Source organism: Ramlibacter sp. (genome assembly GCF_013697775.1).
Classification (GTDB): Bacteria; Pseudomonadota; Gammaproteobacteria; order Burkholderiales; family Burkholderiaceae_C; genus Ramlibacter.
Map to the genome: position 1 here is coordinate 1 of NZ_JACCWG010000312.1, position 15,980 is coordinate 15,980.

The 15,980-nt window shown below is 67.9% G+C and carries 1 protein-coding gene; it reads right to left on the reverse strand.

The genetic code is table 11. The features are described 5' to 3' along the window. Window positions 1–15,949 (reverse strand): LysM peptidoglycan-binding domain-containing protein (locus H0U68_RS15595; protein ID WP_296357186.1); only part of this gene is annotated, 15,949 nt, incomplete at its 3' end. Between the last annotated feature and the right edge of the window lie 31 nt (window positions 15,950–15,980).

Here is a 15,980-nt window from a genome sequence, read left to right on the forward strand (position 1 = left end):
TTGTCCGGCCGAACTGCAAGCCTGTGCCGGTGTACGGCGCGGGCGTCGTGTCGGCGCCGCCATAAACGGAGTCACTGAGCTGCACGGCCTCTGTCGCTCGCTGCTGACCGCCACCTCCCCAATTCGCCTCCGCCAAGCTACTCCCCAACGCATTGCCAAAGGCGTCGGTGGCGATCTGCTGAATCGCGATCTTTCCGCCGCGCGCAACCGCTGTCGCGGCACCCGCAGCCAGGCCCGTGACCAGGCGCGCACCGAACTGTTCGCCGAAGCTGCGAGTGGCGAAGCCTGGATCGTTCATGCCCATCGCACCACCGACCGCTTGCCCCACTCCCGCGCCCACCGCGCTGGCTGCGACGCTTCTCCAGTCGAAGCTCTTTTGCAATCCCGTGACCACGCCGATTCCTTGCGAGAGGGCGTTACCCGCCGCAGCGCGCGCGACCACGTTGCCAAAGCTGCCCAGCTCACCGCCGGTGAAGTTCACCCCGCCCAGGCCGGCGGAGACGCCGCCGCCAATAGCACTGAGAGCAACCTGCTTCCAGCTGAAGCTGTCCTGCGCGCCAATGGCCATGCCCACCGCCTGTCCCGCGATGGAGCTGACGGCGCCGCTCACCGCTCCGGCTGCTGCAGCCACTCCGGCGCCCGCGGCACCGCCCAGCACTGCACTTCCTGCCGCGAACGTCGCCCCCGTCAGGCTCGCCCCGCCTCCGATGGCGATGCCCCCGCTGGCAGCTGCCGTCGCCGCGGCTCCTTGGCCGAACAGGCCAGCTGCGGCCATCGCACCTGCCGTGTAGATGGCGATCACGATCACGACGATCATCACCAGCAGCTGCCCGAACCAGCTCTTCTTCTTAGGCGCCGGCCCCGGCAGATACGGCGTCGAATCCCCCTGCACCCTGCTCGGGTCATAGGGCCTGAAGGTGTTGGCCGCATTGCCGCTTGCCTCCAGGCTCGGCACCTTCAGCACCTGCCCGGCCCTGAGGTCCGCATTGCCGCTGACCCCGTTGGCATCCGCGATGCGGTACCACAGCCGCTCGTCTCCGTAGTACGCCTTGGCGACGCTTTGCAGCGTGTCGCCCGCGCTCACCGGGTGGCTCCTGTCTTGCCCCACCGGCGTGTTGCCCGCGGTGCTCTGGAAGGCGAAGTTGAAGTCCGCCACCGTGGTGAAGCTGGGTGCGCTGGCCGTCTTGGGCTTGGTCTCGTCCACCACCTCGCCGTAGCGCCCCAGCACCTCGCCGTTGACGATCAGCTCGCGCTGCACGTGGTTGCCCTGGTTCACGTACACCGCGCGGCCGCCCTCGTCGTTGACGAATTTGCGGTAGCTGTTGGCCTGGCTTTCGTCGCTGGCTTCGCTCAAGCCCCCGCTGCCGTCGTAGTGCTTCCAGCTCTTGGTGCTCAGGTCCCCGCGCGTGGCCGTGACCGTCTTCTCCTGGTACCCCTCCAGCGACAGGTACGCGTAGGCGAACGTGTTGACGAAGTTCCCCACGATGTTGCGCATCGTGTAGCCCGACAGGTTGCCGGCAGCGTCGTAGTTCGCCTTGCTTCCTCCTGCGTTGCGGTAGTCCAGCTCGTATTGCTTGGCGCCCTTGTTGTCGAACACCTGCTGGTGCGCCAGGCGCCCGTCGGCGTCGTAGGCGTTCTTCTTGAACTCCGTGCCGTTGCCCGCCATCGCCTGGTCGCCCGTGGGCGTGGTGCCGTACAGCGCCTTGAAGTAGTCATCGCTGAGCGTGTTGGGCGCGGTGCCCGACTGCGTGAGCCGCCCGCCGCGGTCGTAGCTGCGCGTGTCCACCGGCGTGCCGTCGCGAACGATCTGCGTCAGGCGCCCCAGCGCGTCGTAGCTGTAGCTTTCGCTCGTCTGGCCCAGCTGCCGGTGGTAGAGCGCCGGTGTGGTGTAGGTGTAGGTCTGGGTGTCGTTGTACCCCTCCCTCGTGACCGTGTAGCTGGTGGAGGGCGTGACGCTGACCACCTGCCCCTGCCAGCTGTCGCTGGTCTTGTTGCCCAGCCAGTCGTAGGTGATGCGGTGGCCGTCTTCTCCCAGCGTGCCGTTCGCGTTCGCATTCGCCAGCACCTGGCGGTTCATCGCGTCGTAGCCGAAGTAGTCCTCGCTGTCGTGCGCGCCTTCCACCTGGCTGCCCACCGGGGTGGCCGCCTGCGCGGTGATCACGTGCGTGCTGATGTGCGTGCGGTTGCCCACCAGGTCGTAGTCCATCAGCACCCGCGCGCGGCCGTCTTCCACCAGTTTCAGCCGGCCCAGCGCGTCGTAGGCCAGGTAGTTGTCCCGGTAGGTGAGGTACTGCGGCACGTTGTTGGCGTAGCCGCCTTGCTGCGTCGTCTCGCGCACCCGGTGGCCCGCCAGGTCGTAGGCGAAGATCTGCAGCGTGTTGGTGCTCGCGTCGTTGATTTTGATCAGGTTGCCCGAGCGGTCGTATTCATACCGCAGGTTCTGCCTCATCTGGAAGGCGTCCGTCGCCCGCGTGTTCTCCTGCGCGGTGAGCTGGCGCGCGTTGTCGTAGGTGTAGGTGTAGGCAGCCCCGCCAATGTCGGTGTGGCCCGTCAGTTGCCCGAAGTAGTCGTAGCTCCAGCTGGCCGTCGCACCCAGGCCGTCGCGCCGCTTCGTCATGCGCCCTTGCGCGTCGTACGCCATTTGCGTGGTGACCCCTGCCTCCACGCTCTGGATGACGTTGCCGCGCAGGTCGTAGCGGTAGCGCGTGGTCTGGCTGGCCGCGTCCGTGCCCACGTGCACGGTCTTGCGCCCCGCTTCGTCCCAGCTGTTGGCCTCCGTCAGGCGCACCTGCTGCTCGTTGGACAGGGTGTAGCTGCCGTCCATGGAGTAGCGGCTTGTGTCCACCGCGGCGTAGGTGGTCAAGCTCAACCGGTTGAGCTTGTCGTAGGCGTAGTCGGTGGTGTACGAGACGGCAGTGTTCGCCTTGGCCGTCGCCTGCACCTTGTTGCCGAAGATGTCGTAGCGGTAGCTGACGTCCCCGCCGTCGGCGTGCCGCTCGGCCAGCAGGTTGCCCGCCGCGTCCCATTCCTGGCGGTTCATGTTGCCGTTGGCGTCGATCACCGCCACCTGGCGGCCCAGCACGTCGTACAGGATCTTCGTTTGCGCCGCGTTCGCGTTGCCGTTGCCGTCCGGCTGCAGTTGCTGGACCAGCTGGTTGTTCGCGTTGTACGCGTAGCGCGTCACCCACCCGGCATACCGCGCGTCGCTCACGCTCAGCACGTTGCCCCAGCGGTCCCAGCTGCGGTTGACTGTCGCCTGCAAGGTCGGCGCGGCCGTGTCGCTCGACGTGGGCTCCGTGACGCTCGCGCCCTGCTGGGAGGCGGGCGTTGCCGCCACCACGAACAGCGTGCCCGCCGCATAGCCGGTGACCGCGTCGCCCTCCAAGCGCGTGAGTTCCAGCTCGTACTGGCCGGGCGCGAAGCTTGGCGGGAATTTCACCACCAGCTGCGCCGTTCCGGTGGCGTTCGCATACTCCGGGTTCATCTGCGTCCATTGCGCCGTTCCAGCAAGCCGCCAGCGCAAGACGTCGACCACGCCGCTTTTGAAGTTCCACGCGAACTGTGTGCCGCCGTCGGCCGTCGGCGTGCTCGCCGCCCCGGGGATGAGGGGGGTTTCCGCGAGGGCCACGTAGTTCTGGAACGCCGCCCCCGCGCTCTGGCTGGCGATGTATTTGCCCGCCACGGATGTGTCCGCCTCCAGCGCGATCACCGGTGCGATGTGCTGCACCGGGTACATGGTGACCGTGGCTTGCCGCTGCGCCAGGCGCTTGGGATTGGTGGCGACGTCTTCCTCGTAGTACACGTCGACTTCGAAGGCGCCGCCCCAGACCGCGCTCGATGCCAGCACGGTCACGCTCTGCCAGCCGCCCGCGCTGGTGATGGTTTCCAGCGGCGGCTTCCACGCCGTGGTGCCGGCCAGGCGGTACCTCAGCACCGCCCGCTGGCCCTGTGGCGCATTCGGCCACTTCAGCGTCCAGCCGCCGTCCGGGTTGGGCGTGAACCGCGCGTCCACCCACGGCAGGCTGCCTTCGTGGTACACCGGCGCGACATAGCCGGTGGCGACCTCGTCGAGCTTCGGCTTGGTCGTGGCGTTCTGCGAATAGACCAGGTTGCCCGTGTACTGCGCAATCTCATCGGTGCCCACCGAGTAGGTGATGCGCAGGCCGTACGTGCCGGCCGGCTTTAACCCCAAGTCGATGTACCACGAGCTGCCGTCCGCACCCGGCAGAACCTCCGAGGTGTGGTTCTCCGGCTGCGTCGTGCCCGGCACAAGCCAGGTGGCCTTCAGGACCGCGCCGCTCACCGTCGATTTGGGCCACGACAGGCGGTAGACGCTGGCGCTCAGCGGCTTGAGGGTCGCGTCGATCTGCGGAAGATTGCTCGGCGCGGTGTACGCCGGCGTCACATCGTTGATCATCGGCTTCGTGGGCGGCACCGACGTGGTCTTCAGCTCGCCTGTGTATTGCGCCGTGCGCGTGCTACCCGACTGGTAATACAGGTCCAGTTTGTACGTGCCGGGCTGCAGGTCGGCCGCGACGAACGAGGCCATCTGGGCGGACCCGGATGTCGTGATGCGCGGCGTGAAGACCTGCCACGTTCCCGAGTTCTGCAGCTGGATGCGCAGGACCGTGCTGCTGCCGGTTGGCGGCTTGGGCCATTGCAGCGTCCAGCTGCCGTTGGAGGCGACGGTGCCGAGGGTTACCGGCCACACGTACGGGTAGCCGTCGGCCACCGCGTTCTGCTCGGGCGTGTAGGACGGCGTGGTCTCGGTCAGCGTGTACGCGCCTTTGTTGGCCGTCATGTTGCCGGTGGAGCGGCAGATGATCGTACCGGCGCTGTTCGTCAGCACCACCTGGATTTCGTAGGCGCCGTCGGATGGGGCGCCGGCGGAGATGCCCACCACTTGGCGCTTGCCGTCCGCGCTGAGGCCGGACGTGGTGGGCGACCAGCCGCCCTGGGAGCCGAGCGGCCGGTAGGACATCGTCCCGGTCAGGCCGGTGGATGCCACGGGCAGGTCCCAGGAGATCGTGCAGCCGTTCGGCACCAGGGCGAACATGGCGCCGGGCACGGGCGCCCATTTTTGCGCGAACTCGTGCGTCGCCCCGCCGTTGGTCACTTGCAGCAGGCCGGAGCCCACCCCGGTGGCCGTGTTCTGGCTGGTGTTCACCACCGTGATCTGCACCTCCCAGTCGCCCGCGGGAAAGGTGGACAGCGTGATCGACTGCGTCGCGCCGCTGGTCGTGTACTCGCGCGCATTGGCGGTGCGCCAGGGTTCGCCGCTGCCGTTGGGCCGGAAGTTCAGCACCACCACCGAGCCGGAGCCCGGCGTGTTCCAGGAGAACTTCGAGCCCGCGCCCGCGACGGACTCCCATTTCACGCCCGGCACCGCGCCGGTGTAGAGGCTTGGAGTCGAGAACGCCGGCTCGTAGAACACCGGCGGCACCCCGTCGGTGACATCGGCCAGCGTGGGCGCCGCGTAGGAAGGCGGCTTGACCACCACGCTCAACAGGCATTGCGCCACGCGCAACGCGGGCGTGCCCTTGAGCTGGTAGATGTCCACGTCCCAGGTGCCCGCGGCGAATTCCGTGGCGGACACCGTGAACTTCCACGTGGTGCCGGTGTCCACGGGCGTGGGGTAGGACCATGCTCCGCTGCTCCCGGCCTTGCGGAACGCCCCGACGGTGGTCACACCTGTGGTGGTGGGCTTGGCGAGTTCCAGCGTCCAGCTGCCGTCGTCGTAGGCCGTCCTGGTCACCGCAAGGATCGGGTAGTTATTCGGTGCCGTGTAGGCAGGCGTGGTCTTCGACAGGGTGGGCGCCACCGTGGTGCCGGCGTACGCCGTGAGCGTGCCCAGGCTCAGCCCCACCATCTTGTTGGTGGCGGTGTCGAACTGCACCAGCTTCAGGTCATACAGGCCCGCCCCCTGGTCCGCCGCGGGGATGTCCAGGCGCTGGCCGCCGGCGGTGGAGGTGATCCAGGAGGACTTGTTGATGAATGCGCCGCTGCCGGCCGGGGCGATCCAGGCTTCGGTGTAGCGGCCGGCCGGCAGCGTCCATGTCATCCACCAGCTGCCGCTGTCCTGCCCTTCGAAGTGGACGTCCGGCACGGGCGGCGGCGTGTCGCTCCCAGGTTCGGTGTAGGCCGGTGTGTTCGGCGTTGTCTCCAGGATCTGCGGCGCTTGCGCCGGCCCCTGCGCGATCGTCATCGTGCCGGTGGTGCGCCCGGTCGGGGCGCCGCCCGCATTGAAGGTGGCGAGTTCCAGCTGGTACTGCCCCGGCAGCAGGTCGGCCGGGCTGGTCATTTGCCAGGACGGCGCGTCCGCCACCAGCGTCCATGGCGCGTCCTGCCAGATGCCGGTACCGGCCACGCTGTAGCGCAAGGTCCAGGTGGAGCCCGCGACCTTGGGCCAGGTGATCAGCGTCGTGCCATCGGCAATGGGCTGCAGGACCGCCCCGCTCACCCGCGGCAGGCCCTGCGGCGCGGTGATGGTGAACACGCCGGTCTTGTGCGCATAGGCGCCCGCGCCGCTGTGTGCATAGTTCAGCTCGTACTCGTAGTTGCCCGCAGCCAGCGCCGAGGCGTTGATGCCGCTGCTGCCGCCGTCCAGCTGCACGACCGGCAGCGTCTGCCACGCGCCCGCGGTGCCCGCCACGCGGTAGCGCATCGCCTGCGTGACGTCCCCCGCCGGCGTTTGCCAATAGAACACGCCCACGCCCTTGGCACCCGTGAGGAGGGCCGCGTCGATCTGCGCCAGCGGCACGTTCACCAGGCCGATGGTGCCGGTGGAGGTCACCGCCGGCGCCGTTTCGCCCTGGCGCTGGGTCAGTACGCGGTACTCGTAGGTTCCGTCGGCCCTGCCTGCCGTGTTGAAGAGCAGCTGCCTGCCGAAGTCCAATCTTCCCGTGAGATCTTCCCAGCCATTGCTGCTGCCGGCGGGGCGCACTTGCAGCGTGACGCTGGTCCCCAGGTCCTGCGGCTTGTCCACATACACGACGTTGACCGGAACACCCGTGGCGCCCTGGTCGTACACCACGCACCAGTTGCCGCTGATGTCCTTCTTGTAGACCTTCAACGAAGTGATCGCGTCGATGCCGGCGACGGTTTCATCGTCCTTCCACTCCAGGTTCACGCCGCTGGCGGCGTCTTCGGTGGTGAACATGCGCGTGAGCGTTCGGACACTCGCCGCTCGATAAAAATCCCGCGGCATCATCACCTCGCCTTGCGAGTATTCAATGGTGCGCGCGTCCGCTTTGGTGGTGTACCCCAGTTCCACCTTGACCTCGCCGGATCCCAGATTGGCCAACGATGTCCAGCTGAGCGCAACCTTGTTGGGCTTGTCCCACTGCGGCTCATTGTTTGGGCCGGTGGCGAGTTCACCCACCTGCGTCACGAGGGTCTGTGTCACAGTGGCCTGCAACACCCCCACGCCGGTGGCCGCTTCCAGCTTTTGCGGCAGCACCTGCTTGATCGCGTGCCCGAGCTTGTCGTAGACGGTGAGGGTCTGGCGCAGGCTTGGCGCCAAGGGGAAGGCGGTCTCGACGTTGCCGATGCTGCCGGTCCTACCCAGGTAGATGTTGCTCGCGCCATTGGTGCCGTTGCTCGCGCCGTCGCTGCGCAGCTCCAGCGTCATGTTGCCCAACTGGTCGTAGAGCATCACGCGGTCCACGCCGTCGCCCGCATTGGTGCGCCACAGGCGCCCGGCCGCGTCGTAGTCGAAGGACTCGGCCTCCAATAGCTTGCCGTCCACCGTCTTGAGCGTCAACTCGCCGAAGGCGTTGTAAGTTTGCGTGGTGGTCGTGGTGAGCGTGGAGCCGTCCAGCTGCGTCGGGCCCGGCTCCCTGGTGCTGACCAGGTGGCCGAGCTTGTCGTACTGCATCTGCTGCCACAGCGTGTACATGGCGGCGGTGCCGGAGCTGACGTCGGTGACCTTCTGCCAGGTCTTGGCCAGGTCGCCGCGCGCGTTGTACGAGTAGTAGTGGTTGACCTGCCCGGCGTCCGTGCTCTGCGTCAGGTGGCCGAAGCGGTCGTAGGCGAAGCCCTGGACGTGGTCGGCCAGAGAACCGCCCAGGAACGTGAAGCCGGTCAAGCTCGGGTTCGACGCGCCGAGCGCGCGCTCCACCGTGCCCACCACGTTGCCGAAGGCGTCGCGGTAGTAGTCGGTCAGCGGCGTGACCTGCGCCCCGCCCGCGTTCACCGTCGGCGTGACGACGGCCTTCACGCGGCCCAGCGCGTCGTAGTAGCTGTAGGTGGCTCCGCCCGCCGCGTCCGTCGTGCGCACCAGGTTGCCCAGATCGTCGTAGGCATACGAGGTGACCACATCGACCGGCCGCTCGTCCATGCCGCTGAGGCTCAAGCGCAGCGCGTAGCTGCCCGAGGGCAGCCCCTGCGGGATCACCACGTACTGGATGGCGCCGTCGGTGACGACGGTGGCGCTTTGCCAGTCGCTGCTGTTCGGTGCCTGGAACTGCAGGCTGGCGATGTTGCCGGCGGCAGGCTTGGCCCATTGCAGCACCTTCACCGACGGCATCCCCTGTCCGGTCGAGTGGTCGCCCAGTTGCACGCCCGCGGGAAGCGCCCCGGGTTGCAGGACCATGTTCGGCCCCAGGACGTTCAGCGCTCCCTTCATCGAGGCGATGCTCACGCCCGACATCTCGTAGCTGAGCTCCACGTCGTAGCTGCCCGCGGCCACCGCGGCGGAGATGGCCAGGTGCTGCGTGCCGTCGGTGTCGGTAACAACAAAGTCCGTCACGCTTTCCCAGGCCTGCGCCGCGATCGAGCTGGAAGGCCGCCAGCGCAGCACGGCTTGCGCGTCCGCGGGCGGAGTGGACCAGCGCAGAACACCCGTGCCGTCGGCGCCGCCGAAGAAGACCACGTTTTCAATGCCGTTCACGCCTGGCGGATTGGTCGCGAAGGTCATGACGGGTTTTTGCGGGGTGTTCGTGACTCCCAGCGTGCCTTGGCTGGGAGTGCCAGAGACGGCCTTGCCCGCCGCGGCCAGCACGCTCGCGCGCGTTTCGCTCGTCTTGCGCCCGAGCGCGTCGTAGGCATAGGTGGTCTTGCGGTCGTCGCCCGGCACGGCGAGCGCCGCCGGCGCGTTGGCGCTCACCGGCTGGGTGCCCCAGTTGCCGCCGCCCACGCTGGTGGCGTACTCGGTGCGCGTTTTCAGCAGGCCCGCCTCGTCGTAGGTCTGGGTGGTGAGGTAGCCCATGGCGTCGACCGTGCCCACTTCCTGGCCGCGGCGGTCGTAGAAGTGGTCGGTGGTGGCCGCCTGCGTGCCGCTGCCGGCCACCGCCCGGATCAGTTCGCCGAAGGCGTTGTACGTGTTCGTCGTCACCCGGCCGGTCACCGACGGCGTGCCGCTGTTGGTGCCAACGTCGATGGTGTAGGTGAAGACGGCCGGCTCGATGACCTTGGCCACGCGGCCGCGCTGGTCGTATTGCGTGAGCAGGTGGCGCGCCGGATTGTTGGCCAGCGTGAGCAGCGTTGCCATGCCCTGGCGCTGCTCTTCGGGCAGGCCCTGCGGCCCGGACGCGGCCACGGTGACCGGATTCCCATAGCGCGCCAGGTCCAGCACCTCGCCGAACGCATTGCGCGTGTAGCCCACCACGTAGCCCATGGCGTCGATCTCGTAGCTCGCCCGGCCTGAGCGGTCGTAGATCTTGTAGCTCCAGTTGCCCGCCAGGTCCTGGCCCGCCACCGCGTTGCCCAGCGTGTCGTAGGTCGTGGTGGTGCTCAGCGGCGCCGGTGGCGTTTCGCTGCGCGCGGCCAGTCCCACCATCGTGAGCGGGTCGTTCGCCGCGTCGTAGACGCTGACCGCCGGATACAGCGTCTTCACCTGGCGTCCGAGCGCGTCGTACTGGTACGTGGTCACACGCTGGCCGGCCAGGCCGGCGGCTTCGGTGCGCGAGGTCAGGTTGCCCAACGCGTCATAGCCCAGCAGCGTGACGATCGATTGCGACACCACGGAGGGGTCGTTGGCGGTCAGCACGCCGGTCGTGGCGTCGGCGATCGGCGTGCTGATGTCCACCTGGGGCGACGTCTCGCGCAGCATGTGCCCCGCCGCGTCGTAGTCGTAGGTCCAGAAGTCACCCTTCTTGTTGGTGAACTTGGTCTTGTTGCCCACCGCGTCGTACTCGTAGCGTTCGGTGTGGTTCAGCGAGTCGGTGCTGGTGAGCAGGCGGTCCGCGGCGTCGTAGGTGTAGTTGTCGGTGCGGGTGGCGGGGTCCCCCACGAGCGCGTCGCGCACCGTCTGCCACGTGGGCTGCGCGCCCAGCGTGGGCGCCAGCGAGTACAGGATGGTCTTGCTCACGCGGCCCAGGCCGTCGTAGCGGTTCTCGCGCACGTAGCCGGCCGCGTCCACCGTGTAGGCGAGCTGCCCCGCCGGATCGAACACCTGCCGGGTGGTGCGGTCCTGCGTTGCGCTCGGGGCGACCAGCAGGCCTACCGCGGCGGCATTCGCCGCTGCAGGCAGCGCCGCCAGGCTGGCCTGCGCGATGGGCTGTGCATAGGCCGTGGTCCGCACCACGCGCCCCACCCCGTCGTACTCCGTCAGGGTCGCCGCGCCGGCCGCGTCCACCGCATAGGCCAGGCGCCCCGCGTTGTCGTAGGCGAAGCGGTCGATGCGGTCTTGTGCGTTGTCCGGCACGAGCGCACCGGCGATGTCGCTCGCCGTCGGCAGTGCCATGCCCAGAGTCGGCTTGCGGTCGTAGGCGCGGCGCAGCGTGAGCCGGCCGTTGCCGTCGTAGTCGTTTTTCACCACGCCGCCAAGCGTGTCCAGCACGTAGGTGTTGCGCCCCGCCTTGTCCCACGCATAGGTGGTGACGCGGTCGGACCCGCTTTCGGTGGCGCCCGCGGGATCCGCACCGGCGGTGATGGGCGTGGCGTACTGCCTCAACTGGCGCAGGTTGCCGTCGGCGTCGTAGGTGCGCTTGGTGACCGCACGGACGCCGTCCACGCTGTAAGCGAGCCGGCCGGCCTTGTCGTAGACCTGGCGCAGCAGCATGTCCCGGCTGGCATCCGCCACCTGGGTGGTTGCCGTGAGCATCGCGCTTTGCGTGGCCGCCGTGCTGGTGACGATGGCCGTGGCATAGGCCGTGCGCTTGACCACGTTGCCGTTGCCGTCGTACTCCGTGGCCACCACCGCGCCTGCGCCGTCGATCTGGTAGATCGCGCGGTCGAGCTTGTCGTAGACGGTGCGCAGCCGCTGGTCGTGCCCAGCGTCGGACGCCGGGTTGGGCACCGTGCCGGGCGTCCAGTTGCTCACCTTGTTCACGTAGGCGATGCGCTCCACCACGTTGCCGTTGCCGTCGTAGGTGTATTTGACGACACCGCCCGCGCCGTCCACCGTTGCGGCCAGGCGGCCGTCCTTGTCCCAGACGCGGTATTCGGTGACGTCCTGCGCGCTGTTCGCGACATAGCCCTGCACCTGCGCGAGCGTCGGGGACGTGGCCATCGACGCGAGGCTGGACGCGGTGATGTTCGTCGCATAGCGCTTGACCTGGACCAGCCGGCCGTTCGCGTCGTAGCCGTTTTGCTGGACCGCGCCGTTGGCGTCCACCGTGTAGACCAGCCGGTTGTTCGCGTCGTACGCATAGCGGGTCATCTGCCCGTTGGCGTCCTTGCTGTTGGCCACGTTTCCGGCGCCGTCGTACGCCCAGGTGCGCGTGAGGTTCAGCCCGCTGGGGTCGACCTGCTCCATCGTGCGCCGCCCCAGCGCGTCGTAGGTGTAGCTGGTGACGTTGCCCGCGGGCGTGGTGACCGTCAGCACGTTGGAGGCGCCGTCGTAGGTGTAGCTGGTGGCCAGGTTCAGGCCCGACGGGTCCACCACCTGCTTGGACAGCTGGCCCTTCAGGTCGTAGTCCAGGCGCGTCACCACGCCGTTCGGGCTGGTGGTGGTGATCTGCTGGCCCTTGGCATCCCAGCTGTATGTCGTGACCAGGTTCAGGCCACTGGGGTCGACCGTGCGCGTGAACACCCGGTTGGCCGCGTCGTAGGTGAAGGCGACCTTGTTGCCCGAAGCGTCCGTCGTGTCGGCGATGCGCCCGGCACGGTCGTAGCTGGTGCCCACGGTGCTCAGGTCGGCGCGCGTGGTCAGCTTCAGGTTGCCGTCGCGGTCGTAGGCGTAGCTCGTCGTGTTGCCGCGCGCGTCGGTGACGCTCTGCGTCTGCCCGAAGCGCGTCATCATGGTGGTGGTGGCGATGCCCTCCGGGCTGGTCACCGTGACGCTGCGCTGGGCAGCGTCGTAGGCGTAGCGCGTCACCCCGCCCAGCGGGTCGGTCTGCGTGACCACCCGGTCGAAGGCGTCGTAGGCGGTGATGGTCGCCGCCGACAGCGCATCGCGCGTGGTGACCTGCCGGCCCAGGCGGTCCCAGGTGAAGCCGCGCGTGTTGCCCAGCCGGTCCGTCTGGCTCAGCAGCCGGCCGAACGCGTCGTACTGGTTCTGCGTGGCCAGCAGCGTGCTGCTGCCGGCCTGCGCCAGCCGCGTGACCAGGCCGCGGCGGTCGTAGCTGCGCAGTTCGTTGTACGCCAGGCCCGCGCCGAGGGCGCGCGTGCGCGAGGTTTCCTCGCCGAAGGCGTTGTAGACGTAGTTGGTGGCAAAGCCCAGCGCGTCGGTGCTGCTTGCCGTGCGTCCGGCCAGCCCGTAGGTGGCGCTGCTGGTGCTGTCCTGCGCGACGTTCTTGACCAGGTTGATCGCCGAGGTGAGCGCCACGTTGACCAGCCCGCCCGCGTTGGCGCCCGTCAGGCCCGTCAGCCCGATGCGTGCGCCGTACCTGACGACCGCCGTGCGCTGGCCCAATGTGTTGTATTGGTTTTCGGTGACTTCGCCCAGCGCGTTGACCGTGTGCGTGAGCTGGTTGTCCGGGTTGTAGAAGAACAGCGTCTTGTTGCCGTATTGGTCGGTGGTGCTGGTGCGCCGTCCCGCCGTGTCGCAGCTGTGCGCAAGGCCCCACTGCGCCCAGATGGCGTCGATTTGCGCCGGCGTCTGGTTGCCCGTCAGCAGCGCGCTGCCTTCGGCCGTGAGTTCGCCCACCAGCCGGCCCTGGATGTCGTAGCGCGCCTGCAGCGTGCGCACTTCGGGCTGGCCCCAGCCCTTGACCGTTTTGACCAGGTTGCCGGCGTTGTCGTAGGTGGACTGTGTGACCGTGCCCTGCCAGTCGGTCTGCTGGGTCACGCGGTCGAGTCCGTCGTACTGCCAGCTGGTCGCCTGGTCCTGCGCGGTGGAGACCGGCCGCACGTTCGCCACCGTGCTGGCGGTGGTGTAGACCGCGCTCACCTTCGTGGCGTAGCGCGTGCTCTGCGCGAGCCTGCCGCTCTTGTCGTAGACCTTCTCGGTCAGGTAGCCCTCGGCATCGATCTCGCCAGCCACCTGCCCCTTGGCGTTGTACAAATACGTGGTGGTCTGGTCCGTCGCCGCGGACACGGGAATCATCTCGGCAAAGGTGGCGGCCTGCGCCTTGGTGTTCGTGTAGCGCACTTTCTGCGAGAGACGGCCCGCCGCGTCGTACCGGTATTCGCTCAGGTAGCCTTCGCCGTCCAACTCGCCGCGCAGGCGGCCGTCGGCGTCGTAGTAGCTGCGCGCCATGCGGTCTTCCGCCGCATTCGCGGGGGTGATGGCCGCAAGCGTAGGCGCGTCGCCCAGGGCCGTGGTGACAAGGCGCGTCGCGTAGGCCCTTACGCTCGTCACGCGGCCCGCACCGTCGTAGCTGGTGGCGACGACCGCGCCCGTGCCGTCCACCTGGCCGACGAGCCGGTTGGCGGCGTCGTACACGTGCCATGCGTGGCGGTCGGTGCTGCTCACGGCCGGGCGGACGGATGCGAGCGACGGATTCGTCGGCTGGCCCGATGCGTTCACCAATGCGGCGGTGCTCACGCGCGTGGCATAGGCAATGGTGTGCGTGAGCAGGTTGGCGGCGTTGTACCGGTATTCGGTGAGGCTGCCGTCCCCGTCGATGTCCGCCACCTTGCGCCCGGCCTCGTCGTAGAGCGACCAGTTGCGCACGCTGGTCGGGTCCTGGGCCATGGCCAGCCGGCCGAGCGCATCGTAGGAGTAGCGCGTGGTGCCCAGGTCGGACACCGAGGCGCTCGACTGCACGACGCTGATCAGCTGGCCGGCGGCATCGTACGCGCGCGCGGTGATCAGCCCGTTGGCCTGCTTCACCCGGATCGCATTGTTGCTCGCGTCGTAGGTGTAGGTGGTCAGCTCGTTCTGGCCGTTGGTGGCCGTGAACACGCGCCCCAGCCCGTCGTAGGTGTAGCTGGTCGTCGCTCCAGTGCCCGAGATGGTCTGGCGCAGCTTGCCCTCGTAGTCGCGCACGTAGGTCGTCACGGACTGGTTGCCGTCGTTGACGCCGTTGCCGCTGGCGTCCAGCTTCGCCCATTGCGTGGCCGTCTGCAGCTGTCCGCGGTAGTCGTAGGCGTAGTCCGTGCGCATCGCCTGCGCTCCCCGGCCCGAAGCCCAGGTCTGCAGCGTTGCAGCAGTCGGCACCGCGGTTGCGCCCAATGCCGACACGTCGTACTTGTCCTGCGCGTACTGAAGCGTCGCGGTGCGCTCGCCCAGGGCGTCGTATCGGTATTCGGTAACGCGCCCTTCCGCGCTCAGCACGAAGCGCAGCAGCCGCTTGCTCGTGCCGTCGTACACGTAGCGGGTCGTCAGCGGCTGCGACGGTTGCGCCGCGCCGGCGCCGTCGGGGTCCGGCACGGTGTACACGGTTTCGGTCACCAGCTGGTTGTACGTGTCGAAGGTTCGCGTGATGGTGTTGCCCGCAGCGTCGCGCTGCAGCGTCTGGTTGCCGTTGGCGTCGTACTCCATTGCCGTCTGGCGGCCGAGTGCATCGGTGACGGCCGTCAGCCGTGATCCCGTGCTCGTACCCATATTGGTATAGGTGTAGGTGGTGAGCTGCGAGACGCCATTGACCGGCGGCGCGGTGACCGTCGCAAGCCGTCCGCCGATGTCATACGTGTAGACCGTCTGCCGGAGCAGTGCGTCGGTGACGGTGGTGCGGCGGTTCTGCTTGTCGTAGCTGAAGGTCGTGGTGCGGCCCACCCCGTCGGTGACGCTCGACACGCGCGTGACGCCGTCCGAACCGGTTTGGTAGCCGAAGCTGATGCTGGTGCCGTCGGCTTGTTGAATGCCGGCGAGGTTTCCCGCACCTTCGTACCAGTACTGCGTCTTGTAGACCTTGCCGTCCGCAATGCTGTTGTCCTCAGGGCTCAGGTCGACCGTGACGGCCTTGAGTTTTCCGTCGGCCTGATACTCGTAGCGCGCGACAGTGCTGTTCGCCCCCGCTGCGCTGGTGTAGACGATGCTGGCGAGCCGGGTCGTGCCCTGGTAGTCGAAGGTGAAGCTGTCGCCGGTAGACGCCTGCACCTTCTGGATCTGCCCCTGGCTGTCGTACGTGTAATTGACCGTGTTGCCACGCGCCTCCGTGGCCGACGCGAGCACGTATTTCCCAAGCGCATTTTTGGTGTACTTCTCCGTTGCCCAGGTGTCGCCGTCGGTCCAGGTGAAGGTTTGGGTGACCGTGCTGAACTTGATCGTGTCGTAGGCGCCTGATCCCTTGCCCGAAACGTAGGCGGACACGCTGGAATCCCAGGCGTAGGCGGCCTCGGCGCCATCCTGCTCCGTGCGGTAGATGGTGCTGCTTTGCGATACGTACGTTCCCGTAAAGCGGATGTTGCCGCCCCTGAAGACGCCGCTGGTCCAGTTGTCGCCGTTGTCGTCGTCCAGCAGGCCCTGGCTGTTGTACGTCCGCAAGGCGGTGACCTCGCTGCCGAAGGCCTGAAATACGTCATCGCGGTCCTGCAGCACCAAGTTGCCATTGGCGATGTTGACGAACGCCTGTTCGCCGTTCTGCCCCAAGCCGGAGCTCCCGATCTGCCCTTGCTGGCCCAAGGTGGCCGCAGAGGTCAAATTCAGGCCGAGGGTGTTTCCGCTGACGATGGCTACCATTGCTTTGACTCCGCTTGTTCTGGTTCGAGCT